The organism is Paraburkholderia sp. J63 (genome assembly GCF_905220245.1).
Classification (GTDB): Bacteria; Pseudomonadota; Gammaproteobacteria; order Burkholderiales; family Burkholderiaceae; genus Paraburkholderia.
In genome coordinates this window covers 159,563-175,982 of record NZ_CAJMZF010000011.1, presented here as the reverse complement: position 1 = coordinate 175,982, position 16,420 = coordinate 159,563, and the positions used below count along the sequence as shown (strand labels likewise).

The 16,420-nt window shown below is 63.6% G+C and carries 15 protein-coding genes and 2 pseudogenes; 9 read left to right on the top strand and 8 right to left on the bottom strand.

Features of this window, described 5'->3' with window-relative positions; genetic code table 11:
• Positions 1-10: 10 nt before the first annotated feature.
• The 3 genes from motB to flhD form a co-directional block, all read right to left on the bottom strand.
• Positions 11-1,132 carry a flagellar motor protein MotB gene (gene motB / locus U5775_RS14780; protein WP_322058861.1) on the bottom strand — a complete coding sequence of 374 codons (1,122 nt, stop codon included), beginning with the start codon at positions 1,130-1,132 and terminating at the stop codon, positions 11-13.
• Positions 1,133-1,220: 88 nt separating this feature from the next.
• The gene (motA, locus tag U5775_RS14775; RefSeq protein ID WP_322058860.1) at positions 1,221-2,081 is read right to left on the bottom strand and encodes a flagellar motor stator protein MotA; all 861 of its coding nucleotides are present in this window, start codon (positions 2,079-2,081) and stop codon (positions 1,221-1,223) included.
• 336 nt (positions 2,082-2,417) lie between these two features.
• A complete protein-coding gene (gene flhD, locus U5775_RS14770) occupies positions 2,418-2,735 on the bottom strand; it encodes a flagellar transcriptional regulator FlhD (RefSeq protein WP_322058859.1) in 318 nt (105 codons plus the stop codon).
• A 582-nt stretch (positions 2,736-3,317) separates the two neighbouring features.
• Here flhD and U5775_RS14765 point away from each other — a divergent pair.
• A complete protein-coding gene (locus U5775_RS14765; protein ID WP_322058858.1) occupies positions 3,318-4,385 on the top strand; it encodes a glycosyltransferase family 4 protein in 1,068 nt (355 codons plus the stop codon).
• Between the two features lie 205 nt (positions 4,386-4,590).
• Here U5775_RS14765 and U5775_RS14760 read toward each other — a convergent pair whose 3' ends face one another.
• Complete coding sequence (locus tag U5775_RS14760) at positions 4,591-4,887, bottom strand: H-NS histone family protein (protein ID WP_322058857.1); 297 nt, start codon at positions 4,885-4,887, stop codon at positions 4,591-4,593.
• Positions 4,888-5,171: 284 nt separating this feature from the next.
• Between U5775_RS14760 and aqpZ the strand changes: the two genes are divergently transcribed.
• Both aqpZ and U5775_RS14750 read left to right on the top strand, forming a co-directional pair.
• Positions 5,172-5,918, top strand: a complete 747-nt coding sequence (gene aqpZ / locus U5775_RS14755; RefSeq protein ID WP_322058856.1) for an aquaporin Z — start codon at positions 5,172-5,174, stop codon at positions 5,916-5,918.
• Between the two features lie 293 nt (positions 5,919-6,211).
• Complete coding sequence (locus U5775_RS14750; protein ID WP_322058855.1) at positions 6,212-6,946, top strand: histidine phosphatase family protein; 735 nt, start codon at positions 6,212-6,214, stop codon at positions 6,944-6,946.
• Between the two features lie 71 nt (positions 6,947-7,017).
• Here U5775_RS14750 and U5775_RS14745 read toward each other — a convergent pair whose 3' ends face one another.
• Complete coding sequence (locus U5775_RS14745; protein ID WP_322058854.1) at positions 7,018-7,842, bottom strand: Cof-type HAD-IIB family hydrolase; 825 nt, start codon at positions 7,840-7,842, stop codon at positions 7,018-7,020.
• Between the two features lie 151 nt (positions 7,843-7,993).
• Complete coding sequence (locus U5775_RS14740) at positions 7,994-8,878, bottom strand: BadF/BadG/BcrA/BcrD ATPase family protein (protein WP_322058853.1); 885 nt, start codon at positions 8,876-8,878, stop codon at positions 7,994-7,996.
• 214 nt (positions 8,879-9,092) lie between these two features.
• Here U5775_RS14740 and U5775_RS14735 point away from each other — a divergent pair, with 214 nt between their 5' ends.
• Positions 9,093-9,722 (top strand): DNA-3-methyladenine glycosylase I, encoded by a 630-nt coding sequence (locus tag U5775_RS14735; RefSeq protein ID WP_322058901.1) that lies wholly within the window; start codon positions 9,093-9,095, stop codon positions 9,720-9,722.
• Between the two features lie 284 nt (positions 9,723-10,006).
• Positions 10,007-10,453, top strand: a complete 447-nt coding sequence (locus tag U5775_RS14730) for a hypothetical protein (protein ID WP_322058852.1) — start codon at positions 10,007-10,009, stop codon at positions 10,451-10,453.
• A 140-nt stretch (positions 10,454-10,593) separates the two neighbouring features.
• On the opposite strand, the gene rpsU is transcribed toward U5775_RS14730, so the two are convergent.
• Positions 10,594-10,806, bottom strand: a complete 213-nt coding sequence (gene rpsU, locus U5775_RS14725; protein WP_006401410.1) for a 30S ribosomal protein S21 — start codon at positions 10,804-10,806, stop codon at positions 10,594-10,596.
• Positions 10,807-11,202: 396 nt separating this feature from the next.
• On the bottom strand, positions 11,203-12,144 hold the full coding sequence (locus tag U5775_RS14720; protein ID WP_322058851.1) for an aldo/keto reductase: 942 nt from the start codon (positions 12,142-12,144) through the stop codon (positions 11,203-11,205).
• A 381-nt stretch (positions 12,145-12,525) separates the two neighbouring features.
• Here U5775_RS14720 and U5775_RS39465 point away from each other — a divergent pair.
• The 4 genes and pseudogenes from U5775_RS39465 to fliT all read left to right on the top strand — a co-directional run.
• Positions 12,526-13,072: pseudogene (locus U5775_RS39465) on the top strand (flagellin); the annotation flags it as partial.
• Between the two features lie 650 nt (positions 13,073-13,722).
• Positions 13,723-14,268 (top strand): annotated as a pseudogene (locus tag U5775_RS39460) (flagellin); the annotation flags it as partial.
• A 142-nt stretch (positions 14,269-14,410) separates the two neighbouring features.
• Complete coding sequence (gene fliD / locus U5775_RS14710; protein ID WP_322058849.1) at positions 14,411-16,000, top strand: flagellar filament capping protein FliD; 1,590 nt, start codon at positions 14,411-14,413, stop codon at positions 15,998-16,000.
• Between the two features lie 20 nt (positions 16,001-16,020).
• Positions 16,021-16,320, top strand: coding sequence for a flagellar protein FliT (gene fliT, locus U5775_RS14705; RefSeq protein WP_322058848.1), 300 nt, complete (start codon positions 16,021-16,023; stop codon positions 16,318-16,320).
• Positions 16,321-16,420: the final 100 nt, after the last annotated feature.

Genomic DNA, 16,420 nt, shown 5'->3' with positions numbered 1-16,420 from the left:
TTGCCGCGCCTCACGGCTCAAGCGGTTTGCCCGGTATGGCGGGCGCCGCAGGCGCCAGGTACGGCGCCACCGACGTTAGCTTCACGCCCGCCGGCGCCGCACCTGGCAACTGCGCTGGCAACTGCCCAGGCACCTGCGCCGGCGCCACCCTTTGCGCCCCGCCCGCCGCCGGTGCGAGCTGCCCAGGCAACAGCGTCTTGCCCGAGCCCGCCGCGTCGTCGGAGAGCGTGGTGGTCGTGGTGTCGTCGTGCGTCAGCGCGTCTTCGGACTTCTTGTTGAGCACGATGATGCTGATGCGGCGGTTCTCCGGATCGAGCGGATCGGCCTTGTTCAGGTTCTGCGTCGAGGCAAGACCGAGCACGCGCAGCACCTTCGATTCGTCCATGCCGCCCGCGATCAGCTCGCGCCGCGAGGCGTTCGCGCGGTCCGCCGAAAGCTCCCAGTTGCTATAGCCCTTCTCGCCGCCCGCATAGGGCACGGCGTCGGTGTGGCCCTGCACGACGATGCGGTTGGGCACGTCGTTGAGCGTCTTGCCGATCTCGCGCAGGATGTCGCGCATATACGGCTCGACCACGTCGCGCGCCGTTGCGAACATCGGCCGCTTCTGCGAGTCGACGATCTCGATGCGCAGCCCCTGCAGCGTCGAGTCGATGCGGATCTGCTGCTTGAACTGGCGCAGCACCGGATTGGCCTCGATCGCGGCCATCAGCTTGACCTGGAGGTCGTGCAGGCGCACCTGCTCCTGGCGTTCGAGCGAGCCTTCCTGCTTGTTCTGCGACTGGTCGTCGGCGTGCGCGACGGTGCGCTCCGACTGCGCCCGCATGCCGTCGCTGCGCCGCGTGACGCCCTGGTCCTGCGAGGAGATGTCACGGCCGCCGCCCTTCACGATGCTCGAATCCTCGGCGCTGCGCTCGCCGCCCCAGAGCGTGATCTTGAGCGGCTGGTTGAAGTAATCGGCGATGCCGCGCAACTGCACCGTCGACGCCGACGAAAGCAGCCACATCAGCAGGAAGAACGCCATCATCGCGGTCATGAAGTCCGCGTAGGCGAGCTTCCATGCGCCGCCGTGATGGCCGCCCTTCTTCGGCGCGGCGCGCTTCACCACGATGGCGCGGTCCTTGTTGCCGCTCATCGGTCACCCCCCGTCTGCATGGCCTGTGCCTCGTGGCTCTCGTGCTTCATGATCGTCGCCGTCCTGGTCGTGTTTCGCGTCGTCGCGCTTACTTCGCCTTCACGCGGCGCACGTGCTCTTCGAGCTCCGTGAACGACGGACGCTCGGTCGAGAACAGCACCTTGCGGCCGAACTCGACGGCAATGGCGGGCGCGTAGCCGTTCAGGCTCGCGAGGATCGTCACCTTGATGCACTGGAACATCTTGGTCGACTCGGTCACGCGCTGCTCCGCGAGGCTCGCGAGCGGGCCGATCAGGCCATACGAAAGCAGAATGCCGAGGAAGGTGCCCACGAGCGCCTGGGCGATCATCTCGCCGAGCACCGCGGGCGGCTTGTCGGCGGACGCCATCGTGTGCACGACGCCCATCACCGCCGCGACGATGCCGAACGCCGGCATCGCGTCGCCCACCTTCGAGAGCGCATGCGCGGGCGCCTCGCCCTCCGAGTGATGCGTCTCGATCTCCTCGTCCATGAGGCTCTCGATCTCGAAGGCGTTCATGTTGCCGCCCACCATGAGCCGCAGGTAGTCGGTGAGGAATTCGACGATGTGGTGGTCGGCCAGGATCTTTGGGTACTGCGTGAAGATCGGGCTCTTCTGCGGATCGTCGATATCGGCTTCGAGCGTGAGCGTGCCTTCCTTGCGCGCCTTCGCGAGCAGGACATAGAGCAGCGCGAGCAGCTCCATGTATACGTCCTTGTTGTACTTCGCGCCTTTGAAGAGCGACGGGAGGACGCGCAGCGTCGCCTTGATCGTCTTCATGCCGTTGCCGAGGATGAACGCGCCGACGCCCGCGCCGCCGATCATCAACAGCTCCATCGGCTGCATGAGCGCAGCCAGATGGCCGCCCTCCAGCGCGTAGCCGCCGAAGACGCAGACGATCGTCACGAGTGTTCCCACGATAATCAGCACTGCCGGGTCCTCACTGAAGATTGCGACGCGTGCCCCCATCGGCCCGCGCCCTTGATTGGGTTTACGGCACCGGCGCGAAAAACTTTGAGACCGGGCGGATGCGTGTTTTCCGCAGGGGCAAACGTTTGAGGGCCGGTTCGGAATGCGAGGCCGGGCGGACTTGGGGATGAGTGGCTGGCGGAGGGGCCCTTTATCTAGATAGATAGAAAGCGCTCGAAGGTGACGATGCGCGGCCGCGAGCACGCGGCGAATCGGAGCGGCACAGATGTTACGGCGGGCTGGGAATCGCGCAGGCCAACTGCGCGCATAACGCACCGCGACCGGAAACGACGCGATTCAGCCGATCTGCTCGACGCCTTGATCGGCCATGAGCATGGCGGCCTGGATCTGCGCGGCTTTGCCCTTCTCGGCGAGCGCGCTCAGGATCGCGTGCTCGTCGAAGCGGAAGCGGCACAGGAGCTGGCTCGATGCGGCAAGGCGCGCGGCCTGCGCGGCGCTGAGCCGGGTCAGCACGTCGGCCAGTTGCTCCGAGATGCCCATGCGGAACATGCCGGCCGGCCGGTCTTCGCGCAGCAGCCGTTGCGCGAGCAACAGATACGACAGATTGACTTCATTGATCTCGCTGAGCATGTCGCTTGGCGTCGTCGCGCTCATGGATTCCCCCGAATTCGAAACGTAGCGGCTCGTCAGGCCTTGTAACGGAAACGTTTGCTCGTTCGACACGAGGCGCGCAAAAAGCGCACGGCAAGGCGAACGGCCCGTCTAGTGGTCGTCCCCGCATTGTGGCGAGGGCGCTCGCAATTGGAAATCGGACGGATGCCGCGACGCGTTGCGAGAAAAATTTTCCTTTTTATGTAGGAATTTTTCTGACAAGCAGGGAAAAGAGAGAAGGAAGGCGCTGAGAACAATGCCTATGGCATATTTTTCTTATCGTCTGTCGATTATAAAAGCCTTTTCATTGATGCGTAACAAATGTGTGCGCAGGGTCAGACCATATTAGAACGTTCAGGCACATGAATTGCTCATCGCTGCGCTCCTGCGCGTCACGCTTTGCAATGCGTGCTTACAGGCGGTGTTTCCCGCTGTAACAACATTAAGTGATTGCAAAACAACTCGTATTGCACATTCAAATGTTCATAATCGAACTCAGGGATAACCCGATACCGAAATGCCTGACCGGGCACATTGCCATGCCAGTCGCACGCCACGCGGCATCTGCCAAGGAGATCTAGCCAAATGCGAATCGCACAAATTGCGCCACTTTACGAAGCCGTTCCGCCGAAACTCTACGGCGGCACCGAGCGCGTCGTGTCCTATCTGACCGAAGCGCTCGTCGACCTCGGCCATGACGTGACGCTGTTCGCCAGCGGCGATTCGGTCACCTCGGCCAAACTCGAAGCGGCGTGGCCACGCGCGCTACGTCTGGACCCGACGATCCGCGACGCGCTCGCCCCGCACATCGTCCTGCTCGAGCGCGTGCGCCGCATGGCGCACGAATTCGACGTGCTGCACTTTCACCTCGACTACCTGCCGTTCCCGCTGTTTTCGACGCTCGACACGCCGTTCGTGACGACGCTGCACGGCCGCCTCGACCTGCCCGAGCTGCAGCCGGTGTTCGACTCGTTCCCGGAGGCGCCCGTCATTTCGATTTCGGACTCGCAGCGCCAGCCGCTGGGTCAGGCCAACTGGCTGAACACGATCTACCACGGCCTGCCGAAGAATCTGCTCACGCCGCAAACGAGCCGCAAGCCCGAATACCTCGCGTTCCTCGGCCGCATCTGCCCGGAAAAGCGCGTGGACACCGCGATCAAGATCGCCGCGCTCTCCGGCCTGCCGCTGAAGATCGCGGCCAAGGTGGACAAGGTCGACCAGGACTACTTCAAGAGCGAGATCGAGCCGCTGCTTTCGCAGGCGCATGTGGAGTTCGTGGGCGAGATCAACGAGGCCCAGAAGCCGGAGTTCCTCTCGGGCGCCAAGGCGCTCCTGTTCCCGATCGACTGGTCCGAGCCGTTCGGCCTCGTCATGATCGAGGCGATGGCCTGCGGCACGCCCGTGGTCGCGTTCAACCGCGGCTCGGTGCCCGAGGTGATCGATCCGGGCGTGACCGGCTATATCTGCGAGGACGTCCAGGGCGCCGTGGCGGCGCTGCAGAATATCGACACGCTTTCGCGCGACGCCATTCGCGCGCAGTTCGAACGCCGCTTCACCTCGCACACGATGGCCAGCAATTACGTCGAAAGCTATTCGGCGCTGATCGAAGCCACGCGGCGTCCGATGCTTCGCCGTGTCGCAGCCGCGGGCTGAATGCGCGGAATGCCTCACTTTGAGATAAAAAATCAGAGAAAAGGCCGCGTGAATCGTTTGCGTACCGCTCAATAGCGCGATTTTCCAAAGCTAAAAAAGAGCCGCATGTTACATGCGGCTCTTTTTATCTGGATAAGAGAATAGGCTGGAGCGGTTCCGCGCAGGTCGCCCGGCATCGCGCGACCTGACATTTTGATAACAACAATCAACCGATCAAATAGCGCTCGCGATTCTTGCCCGCAATCCATTTAGGCGGCTTGCCGCGCCCGCTCCAGGTCGCGCCCGTCTTCGGATCCTGATAGCGCGCGGGCAGCGGTGCCTTCTTGGGCGGGCGTCCGCGCTTCGCGGCCACCGCAAAGCCGAGGTCCTGGGCGGACAAGCCATACTCCACGATCTTTTCCCGGATCATCGCGATGACGTCGGCGATTTCGGTACGCCGCGCTTCGTCGGCCTGCGCCTGGAGTTTGGCGATCTGGGCCTTGAGTTCTGAATATTGCGACATTTCCCTCTCCCTTCATTGTCGATCTAACTGACTCGAACGGAGATTAGACGCAAATAAGAGAATTAGCAATCGATGCTAATACTGCTTTATCGGGATATTGTGGCATTTAGCGATTGCCCGCCCGATATGACATTCGGAGTGCATCCGCCGCAATAATGAGAGCAATTACTGCGGAATTGACAATCCTTGACACCCACGCTTTTCGTGAATCCCTAGAATCTGGCATTTCCTGGCGCCGGCGCTTTACGCGGCTCCCGTCAAATACCTTTTCGAGGCATCACGAAATGCACTTATCCAAACGACTTCTTGCCGAGCTTTTCGGCACTTTCTGGCTCGTGCTCGGCGGTTGCGGCAGCGCCGTGCTCGCCGCTCATTTCGACGGTCCGGTGCAGGGCCTCGGCATCGGCTTCGTCGGCGTCGCATTCGCGTTCGGCCTGACGGTGCTCACCATGGCATTCGCGATCGGCCATATTTCGGGCTGCCATCTGAATCCCGCGGTGAGCGTCGGGCTCATGGTCGCCGGGCGCTTTCCGGCGCGTGACCTCGTGCCGTACATCGTCGCCCAGGTGATCGGCGCCGTGCTCGGCGCGGCGGTGCTCGCCTGCATCGCCACCGGCAAGCCGGGCTTCGACCTCGTTGCGAGCGGCTTCGCCACCAACGGCTACGGCGACCACTCGCCGGGCCATTACACGCTCGCCGCGGCATTCGTCTGCGAAGTCGTGATGACGGCGTTCTTCCTGTTCGTGATCCTCGGCGCAACCGACAAGCGCGCGCCCACAGGCTTCGCGCCGATCGCCATCGGCCTGTGCCTCACGCTCATCCACCTGATCTCGATTCCGGTCACCAATACGTCGGTGAACCCGGCGCGCTCGACCGGCCCGGCGCTGTTCGTGGGCGGCGAGGCGCTCTCGCAGCTGTGGCTCTTCTGGGTCGCGCCGATCGTCGGCGCAGTGATCGCCGGCGTGGTCTATCCGATGATCGCGGGCCGCCGCGAAGCCGTGGCAGAACTTCCGGCTCGCGTGCAGGCATAAACCGCGTCCTCTACCCGGTTCGATACAACGGGCGCCTCGGTGCCCGTTTTCGTTTTGTCGAATCTTTTTTCGGACTTTGCTGGATCTTTACGCGTATCTATTCGCGTAGCTTTTCACACGCGCATTAATTACCGGGTGGATGCGCTTCCACGCATTGCATCATGGCCTGCCAGAACTCGCGGCGACGGTATGGCCGCGTGCAATGGCGAGCGGGATGCGTGGCCACGCGAAGCGGCTGTGGTAGCGTTGCTAGAATCGGGCGACCCGTTCATCTCGAATTCAAGGCGCACAGCATGAAGCGTTCACGATATTCGCTGGGCCGCCTCGTCGCACCGATGGTGCCTGGTGCGCTTGGTGCTCTAGCGCTTCGTCCCATCACGCGGCGTGCTGCGATTCTGGCGACGCTGTTCGCGACGGCCGCCGGCGGCGTACTTGCGAGCACGAGCCCCGCGCACGCTGCAAGTGCACAGGACATCGAAACACTGGTTTTCGTGCGTCACGGCGAAAAGCCCGCCGAAGGGCTCGGCCAGCTCAACTGCAAGGGCTTGAATCGCGCGCTCGCGCTGCCCGCGGTGATTGCGGCGAAGTACGGCAAGCCCGATGCGATCTACGCGCCGGACCCGGGCGAACAGAAAGACGACGGCGGCCACGCCTATTACTACGTGCGCCCGCTTGCGACCGTCGAGCCCACGGCCATTCAGTTCGGTCTGCCCATTCAGACGCCTTATGGCTATGCCCGGACCGACGCGCTCGAAAAGACGCTGCTCGATCCGGCGTGGCGCAACCGCACGGTGCTGATCGGCTGGGAGCACCGCGAGATCGAGACGCTGGTGCGCAAGATCGTGGCCGAGCATGGCGGACAGGCATCCGACGTGCCCAAGTGGAAAAGCGCCGACTTCGACAGCATCTACGTCGTGCGCATCGACTGGAGCGGCGCCACGCCGAGCGCGCGCTTCAGTCACGACCGCGAGGGGCTCGACGGCCGGTCGGATGAATGCCCGTGTGCGGCGCTTCCCGCTACGCAATAGGGTGAGCGTGAGGCGAGTAGCCTGAACGCCAAGCGATAAGGCCAGCGCGAATTAATGCAGGTTAATGCGGCTCAGCCCGCCAGTTCGTCATCGAGCGCAAAGAGCTTGCGCAGATGATGCGCGACACCGGCCTCGAAGTTATTGCCGATGCGCGGCACCTGAGGCAAGCGCGCGATCAGATCGGGATTCGCGTTGTTCATCATGAACGGATGACCCGCCGTTTCGAGCAGGTCGATATCGTTCATGTTGTCGCCGAACGCCACGCAACGCGCGACATCCAGATTCAACCGGTCGAGCACGACGCGCAACGCGCGCCCCTTGGACACGCCCGCGACCATCACTTCCAGGCAATCGGGCAGGGAATAGGTGATGTAGAGCGCGTCGCCGAACTCGCGCTCGAGGCTGTGCTGAACGTGCGCGAGGTCGGCCGGGTCGCCAATGTAGAGCGCCTTGGCGACACCCGCGCCGCCGAGCGCGCCGAGATCCCCGGTCACGCGATACGTGAAGCCCGAATCCTGGTGGTAGGCGAGCAGTTGAGGCGCATCGCGGTCGATGAACCATTCCTTGTCGGTAAAGAGGCTCACGATCACGCGGCCATGCGCGCCCACGGTGTCGGGCGCGACGAGGCGGCGCACTACATGCTCGGGCACGTCGCGCGCGTGGATCAGCGCGTCGTCGGGGCCATGGACGCGCGCGCCGTTCGACGTAATCAGATACGCCGGAACGCCGAGCAAGCCGCGGATGCTCGCCACATCGCAATAATGGCGGCCGGTCGCGATGATGAACTGCAGCCCTTGCGCGTTGAGCTTGTCGAACGTGGCAACCGTGAACGGATCCAGTTGATGATCGGCGTTGAGCAGCGTTCCGTCGAGATCGGTTGCGATGATCTTGTACATGGCGATTCGGAGGACTGGGGGAAACCCTCAATGCTAGCACCGGACGGCGAGCGCCGCCGCGATGCGCTTTTGAGGATCGTCTTCGGGCACGTTGAACGTGGGGCCGAGCAGCGGCATTAGCGCCAGCCAGCCAGGGCGGGTAGTGCTGCGCCTAAGCGCTTGCGATCCGCCCGGCCTCGCGTCGCGCGAGCCGCAAGGCGCCACAGGCGGAATCAGCGAGAGGCGCGCGCAAGCGCTCGCGCACCGCTTGCGGCACCCAGTCGGTAAGCGGCTGGCCGAGCCCTCCGGCAAGCGCCACGGGCAACGCAGCTTCAGGATCGAGCGCCACGATCAGGCGCGCCACGGCTTCGCCCGCCTCGGCCAGCAGCTTCGCCACGAACGGGTGATCGCGGTGCGCGAGCACCACGGGCGCGAGGCTCGCGTACGCGGTCTGGTTGGCCGCGCACTGCCAGACGATCAGGCTCTCGCGGTCGAGCGCACCGATGTGAGCGAGCAGCGCTCGCGAAAGCGCATCGGGCACGACGCGGCCATCGAGCGACTGCTGCGCCCACACGATCGCGCGCAGGCCGAACCATGCGCCGCTGGCCTCGTCGCCCGACGGAAAGCCGAAGCCGCCCGCGATGCGGCACGCACCGCGCGCATCGAGTGCAGCGGCGATGCTGCCCGTGCCGAGCGCCACGACCACGCCCGGCTCGCCGCCATGTGCGCCGAGCAGCGTCGTGTAGGCGTCGCTCTCGACCGCAAGGCCCGCGACGGGCGGCGCTGCCGCGCGAAATGCGGCAAGCCAGTCAGGATTGTTCACGCCCGCGAGGCCGCAGCCGAGCACGCACCGCGACCAGTCGAACGCCAGCCCGGCTTGTGCAAAGGCGGCGCGCGCGCCTTCTTCGATCGATTGCCAGGCGCGCTCGATGCCGAGCCCAAGCCCCGACGGACCCGCGCTCGCGCGCGCGAGTTCCGCACCCTGAGGGTCGCCCAGCGCGACGCGCGTGCCGGTGCCGCCGCCATCCACGCCGATCAACCAGGAATATTTCTGCATGATGTTTGCCGCGCCTTGCGCGGGCCGGTGAGTTGAGGATTCTCGGGCACTGAGCGAGCACTAAGCGAACACTGAGCCGTGCCGCAGAGACTAACGGCTCGGCGCCTTTCGCACAATTAGCCGGACGGCCAGGTGGCGGCGCACGGCCGATCCGCTATCCTTGCGTGGCTACTCGCATGGAGAACTCACCGTGACACACCGCTGCAACTGGGTAATGGCCGGCGCGTCGCCGCAGTATGTGCAATACCACGACGAGGAGTGGGGCGTGCCCTCGCGCGACGACCGCCACCTCTACGAAATGCTCGTGCTCGAAGGCGCGCAGGCGGGGCTGTCGTGGTCCACGATTCTCAACAAGCGCGAAGGCTATCGCCGCGCATTCGCCAACTTCGACGTGGAGAAGGTCGCGCGCTTCACGCCGAAGCACGTCGAAACGCTCATGCAGGACGCCTCGATCGTGCGCAACCGCGCCAAGATCGAGGCCACCATCCTGAATGCGCGCGCCGTGCAGCAGATCCAGGCGGAGCACGGCTCGCTCGCGGCATTCGTCTGGTCGTTCGTCGACGACACGCCCATCCAGAACGACCTCGCCTCGTATCGCGACGCGCCCACGTCCACCGAAGTCTCCGACGCGCTCAGCAAGGCGCTCAAAAAGTACGGCTGCAAGTTCGTCGGCACCACGATCTGCTACGCGTTCATGCAGGCGGTGGGTATGGTCAACGACCACGAGCGGGACTGCGCGTGCCGCCAAACCTGCGCGGTGCTCGGCGGCGCCAAATCGAAGGCCAAAGGCAAGACCGCGGCCGCGAAGGCGCGCACGCCAGCGGGAGCCCGAGCCGGCGACTGATCGGACGTAATTCAGCCCTGAATCTGCCCGAAGCCGGACACGAACCGGCCTCGATACCCCGTACCACGCTGCACGAATCGCCGATCAGCGCGATTTCCGCCTGCCTTGGTGCGCGGCCTAACGGTTTTCTTCCGGCGCGCCGTTATAACTGACAATGGATGCGTCCGCGGTTGCTGCGCCGGCAAGATGTGCCGCACGGGACGCCCGCCGCGGGGAACGCGCGCCGAAGGCACGCGGCGGCGCGTCTGCAGGACTTACCGCTGTGCGTCGCGCAGGGGGCTGAGATGAAAAACATGCACTTCCTGACCCATCAGGAGATCTTCGACCACGCCGTCGCGCATCTCTATGGACAAGGGCGCGCAGCGCTCCTGCCTTGTGGCGGCGGGGCCTATCGGGGTGGCTATAGCGGCGGTACGCGCAACTACGGCGGCTGCCCGGTCGGCAGCTTTATCCGTGCGCGCGACTACATGAGCGCGATGGAAGGCATCCCCGTGCGCTATCTCGCACGCGAGGCGAGCGAGGTGCCCATATGGATGGACGTGGGCGTCGCCGCGCTGAAAAAGGCACTTCTGCGCGCCCACATCAACATCTACGACCCCAACACCGTGAGCCTGCTGAGCTGCCTGCAAAACGTCCACGACGTATTCGGCGTCTGGGAATGGCACGACCGGCTGATTTCGATCGCCACGCAGTTCGGGCTTTCGCCGCAGCGGCTCCGGGACGCCGCCTGAACCGGCGAACCGGCGCGGCGCGCGCTCGCGCTCGCGCAATCGCAGCAGACGCGCAAGCCGAATGCGGGCGCCAGAAATGCAAACGGCGGCGCAGCTTCTTTCGAAGCATGCGCCGCCGTCTGGCGGAAGCTGAAGCGCTCTTAGTGGAGCTTCTTCGGCAGCATCTGGCTACGCAGACGCTTGTGCAGGCGCTTCACAGCAGCAGCCTTCTTGCGCTTGCGCACGGCCGTCGGCTTTTCGTAAGACTGGCGCTCACGCAGCTCGGCAATCAGGCCATTCTTTTCGATTGCGCGGCGGAAGCGGCGAATCGCCACTTCGAACGGCTCGTTTTCCTTCAGAAGAATCGTCGTCATGTATTTCCTAACTCAATCGCTTGATACGGTTCAAAGGCGCAAATGGTCAATCCATTCACGCACCGGCCCTCCGGTCGTTCGCCACGATGGGGCGTAACGAAAGGCAAGGCGGCCACGGAGGCCGGAAAAGAGAAGTAGGGGGTTCACAGCGGAACGCGATCAGGTTGACCTTGCTGCAACACACCTGACCGCCGGTTTGCGGCCGCCAACAGTAACGAACACGGCAACAAAACAGGCAAAGATCTCAATTCACTCTCAATGATATCAGGAAAAGATCGCGCCAGCCACACTTTCTTGATTCTACTCAGACACTTGCGTGGCGGACGCCGTCCGGCGGCCCCGCCACGCATCGTCAGGACTCCTGGATGAACGCCTGCGCGCCATGCCAGGCGGGGCTCAAGCGCTCGCGTCGTTGAGCGCCTGGATGTCCGCCGGGTCGAGTTTAAGGCGCACCGCGGCCACGAGGCTCGCGAGCTGCTCGAGCGACGTCGCGCTCGCGATCGGCGCGGTGATGCTCGGCCGCGCGATCAGCCACGCGAGCGCCACGGCCGCCAGCGTGCTGCCATGGCGCCCGGCCACGAAATCGAGCGCCGCAAGAATGCGCACCCCGCGATGGTCGAGATAGCGCTCGACGCGCGAGCCGCGCGTGCTCTTCGCGAGGTCTTCACGCGACCGGTACTTGCCCGACAGAAAGCCGCTCGCAAGACTGTAATAGGGCACGACCGCGAGCTTCTGCGCGAGCGCGACGGGCTCGATATCGGCCTCATAGGCCGCGCGATCGTACAGGTTGTACTCGGGCTGGACGATCTGGTACGCGGGCAGCCCGTTCTTGTGCGCGACCGCGAGGGCTTCCTCGATGCGCGCACCGGTGTAGTTCGACGCGCCCACCACGCGCACCTTGCCCGCGTCGATCAGGCGCTGGTAGGCGCCGAGCGTCTCCTCGAGCGGCACTTTCTGGTCGTCTTCGTGCGAGAAGTAGACGTCGATGTAATCGGTCTGCAGGCGGCGCAGCGAATCTTCCACGGCGGCCTGAATGTTCGCGGCCGAAAGGCCTGGGCGGCGCGGGTCCTTCGCCACCTTCGTTGCGATCACCACCTTCTCGCGCTTGCCGCTTCGGGCGAGCCACTTGCCGATGATGGCCTCCGATTCGCCGCCCTGATTGCCCGGCACCCAGGCGGAGTAGACGTCCGCGGTGTCGATGAAATTGAGGCCGGCGTCGGTGAAGGCGTCGAGAATCGAGAACGAGGTGGCTTCGTCGGCGGTCCAGCCGAACACGTTGCCGCCGAACATGAGCGGCGCGACCTGCAAGGCCGAAGTGCCGATGTTGCGTAGTTCCATGATTTCTCCTGTGTCGTCCTGTGTCGATCGGATTTGGCGCTTCGGCGCCTGGTGCGATCCTCTGCGAGGCAGCGTAAAGCGGTAGCGGAAAGGGTTGAGGATACGCCCGCTCAGGCGACGCTGCAGTGCGCTGGCGCCGGCGCACGCGCGCGCCCGACGCCTTTTGGAGCAACTCGCGTGCGCAAACGTGTGCTTGTTCGCTTCGATGCGCGAACCGCCTGCTTTATGCGAAACGCAAATTAGGTCGCAATGTTTGCGCGCGCCCCTCAAGTTTTTTTTTGCCACGCCGTCAACCTTCACTGAGGCGGCCAGCAATGAACGAGTGCTTCCGCCGCTGCCAATGTGGCGTATAGGGCTTACCGCCCGTCCAGGAGAATTTCCATGCTCGGAATTAACAGCAACATCAACTCGCTGGTTGCACAGCAGAATCTGACCAGCTCGGGCAGCGCGCTGTCGCAAGCGATCACGCGCCTCTCGTCGGGCAAGCGCATCAACAGCGCGGCAGACGATGCAGCAGGTCTCGCAATCTCGAACATCATGCAGACCCAGATCAACGGTCTGAACCAGGGCGTGTCGAACGCGAACAACGGCGTGTCGATGGTGCAAACCGCATCGTCGGGCCTGGCGTCGCTGACCTCGAGTCTCCAGACCATTCGTCAGCTTGCGACCCAGGCCTCGGACGGCAGCATGACTGATACCGACCGCCAGGCACTGCAACAGGAAGTCGCACAGCAGATCCAGGAAGTGAACCGTATCGCGTCGCAAACGACGTACAACGGCATGAACGTGCTGAACGGTTCGATGGGCAATGTCAGCTTCCAGGTCGGCGCGAACGTTGGCCAGACGATCTCGCTGAATCTGTCGCAGAACATGAGCGCGGCCTCGCTCGGCGGCGGTATTCCGCAAGCGGGAAATACGCTGGGCTCGTTCACGAACTTGGCGCTGAACGCTGATGGTTCGACGTTTGCTGCTGGTACGTCCCCGACGCAAGTTATCGATGCGTCGATGAACGTCACGAACGCGGCAAATTCGAAGACGCCGAATGGTGCGACCTCGGTTTCGGCCACAATCACGGGTTCGACGGTTTCGTACACGGACAACAAGGGTAACGTCTATACCAACACGGCTGCTGCGGGCGCGACTCCCGCATGGAATGTTTCGGTAGGTGGTGGGCCTGCAACGGCACTCGACGCGACCGACGATGCCGGTACCATTGCTGCTCTGAATGCTGCGGCAAGCTCGGTGGTCAATGTCACGACCTACTCCCAGGCATCGAACACGCAAGCCGTTACGGTGGCCGATAACGGCGTTGACTCTGTGGGTGATACAGCGGCAACATCCGTTACCGTAAACATGTCCGCTACGGGTGCTATCTCCGCGACCGACAGCGATGGCAATACCTATACGCAAGATGCGACGACGAAGGCATGGAGCGTTTCGATTAATGGTGCGACTGCTGTTGCACTCAATACGACGACGACCGGCGATGCAGGCACTATCGCTGCCCTGAACGCGGCACTCACCGGAGCACAAACGGCGGGCACGACGACTACGCCCACGGTCGTGAACCAGGCTGCTATCACGCAGATCAACGTGGAATCGGACGGTAACGGCGGCTTCACGTTCACCGACCAAAACAACCAGGCCGTTTCGGCTCAAGTTGCGGCGAAGGCTGGCATTGCTGTGACGGCAGGCGCGAAGAACGCCGATGGTTCGTATCAGCCGTCCACCATTACCAGCACGGTCGTGGATGCCACGGGCGCTTCGGAAGCGTCGGTCGGTACTCAAATCAATTCGCTGAACACGGTTTCAAAAGTTTCGAACATCGACATTTCGACGGCCCAAGGCGCATCGATGGCAATGGAATCCATCGACAACGCGCTGAACACCGTCGACAACCTGCAGGCAACGCTCGGCGCGGCGCAAAACCGCTTCACGGCGATCACCACGACGCAGCAAGCGCAATCGACCGACCTGTCGTCGGCTCAGTCGTCGATCCAGGACGCCGACTTCGCACAGGAAACGGCCAACCTGAGCAAGGCGCAGGTTCTGCAGCAAGCCGGTATCTCGGTGCTCGCGCAAGCGAACTCGCAGCCGCAGCAGATCCTGAAGCTCCTGCAGTAACGCTTCAAGCAGTACGCGTCGCGCGCGCCGCCCGCCATACCCGGCGCGCGCGACGCCCACCAACCGGGAGCCTCGTCTCCCGTTTGGCGTTTTTCAGACCTGAACCGATTCACCCGGCATCGCCGAAGCACGGAGCCTCTTCATGTCCACCGTATCCGGTAACTCAGTCACGAATACCGTCGCGGCCAACACCGCAGCGACCAACCAGGCGCTGCAGGAAGCCGCCCAGTCGATCATCAGCGGCTCGACCGGCAATTCGTCGATGGACGTGAACTCGCTCGTCACGGCGCTCGTCAACAGCAAGATTGCAGGGCAAGCCGCCACGCTGGCCGCGCAGCAATCGCTGGACAATACGCAAATCTCCGCATACGGCACGCTCTCCGCCGCGCTTTCGGCACTGCAGGCCGGGCTCACCAATCTCTCGAACGGCACGACGGTCAACGCCTTCACCGCGACCACCAGCGGCACCGGCATCACGGCCACCGCAGCCAGCGGCGCCGTCGCCGGCACGTATTCGCTCGATGTCGCCCAGATCGCGACCGCGCAGGTGCTCACGTCGAAGGGCTATAACGCAACGCAGGCGCTTGCCTCGGGCCCGGCCACGATGACGCTCTCGATCGGCGGCGCGAGCACCACGATTTCGCTGAACAGCTCCAACAGCACGGTTTCCGGCATCGCGTCAGCCATCAACAGCGCGAGCAACAACCCTGGCGTGACGGCAACGGTCGTCAACGGCGCCGATGGCGCGCACCTGGTCCTGCACGCGAATTCGACCGGCTCCCAGAACGCCATCAGCGTCCAGATCAGCGATACGGCCACGGGCGATGCACTGAACGGCCTTGCTGTAACGGGCAACGTGGGCACGTCGCTGACTGGCAACGCGAGCGCGACCAGCGATCAGCTCCAGGCCAACCAGTCGACGCTCAGCAATGTCCAGTCGTCGGGGACCCCGAGCACGCCCAACTGGACGCAGACCACGGCTGCGCAGGACGCCTACTTCACGGTCGACAACACCGGCGTCACCAGTTCGACGAACTCGGTCACTTCCGCGATTGCCGGCGTGACGCTGAGCCTGAGCGCCGCATCGGTCGACTCCACGGGCAAGTCACCACAGACACTCACCGTCGCCCAGGACACGACTTCGCAGTCGAACACGATCAACCAGTTCGTCACGCTTTACAACACGCTCGTGACGACGATGGGCACGCTCACCGCCTACAGCTCGACGGCCTCGTCGCAGGGCCCGCTGCTCGGCGACTCGACGCTGAACATGGTGCAGAACCAGTTGGCCACGATCGTCGCGAACGGCGTTAAGAACGGCAACACGTCGACGAGCCTGGCGGCGATCGGCATTACGCTGAATGCGGACGGCTCGCTTTCGATCAATAACACCACGCTGAACACCGCACTGCAAAACAACCAGTCGACCATCGCCACACTGTTCAGTTCGACCAACGGCGTTGCCGCCCAATTGAATACCAACATTACGGGCTATCTGTCGACCACGGGCGCCATCCAGACGCGCACCAACGCGATCAACACGGACCTGACGAACCTCACGACGCAGCAGACCTCGTTGACGAGTTATCAGAGCCAGCTCACCAGCATGTACAACGCGCAGTTCACGGCGCTCAACACGCTGATGGCGACGATGAACAGCAATCAGCAATACCTCACGCAGCTCTTCGGCGGCACAAACAGCGCAGGCGCGCTGGCCACCAACAAGAACTGACGCGATCGAGGCCACAGATCATGCAAGCACCGGCAAACATCGAGCGTATCTGGCAAATCACCAAGGCCATCGAGCAGGCGGCGGCCGTGGGCGAATGGGAGCAGGCGGCGCAGCTCGCGAACGAGCGCTCGCCGCTGCTGATGTCGCTCGGTGTGCAGCAAACGCCCGCCGCGCTCGACGTGCTCAAGCAGGTTCACGCCATCGACGCCCAGATTGCGCAAGCCGCGCGCAATGCCACCAACGAACTGAACACCGAATATCGGGCCGCCATGCAGGCCACCCGGAACGTGAATCAATATCAGCGCGTCGCGCAGTTCTAACGCTAAAGATTCGCGCTACGTGTACCAGACAACAACAATTCATCGCGTCCTCACCGACGCGCTCGTTCATCTCAGCCCGCCTCGCGCGGGCTTTCTTTTG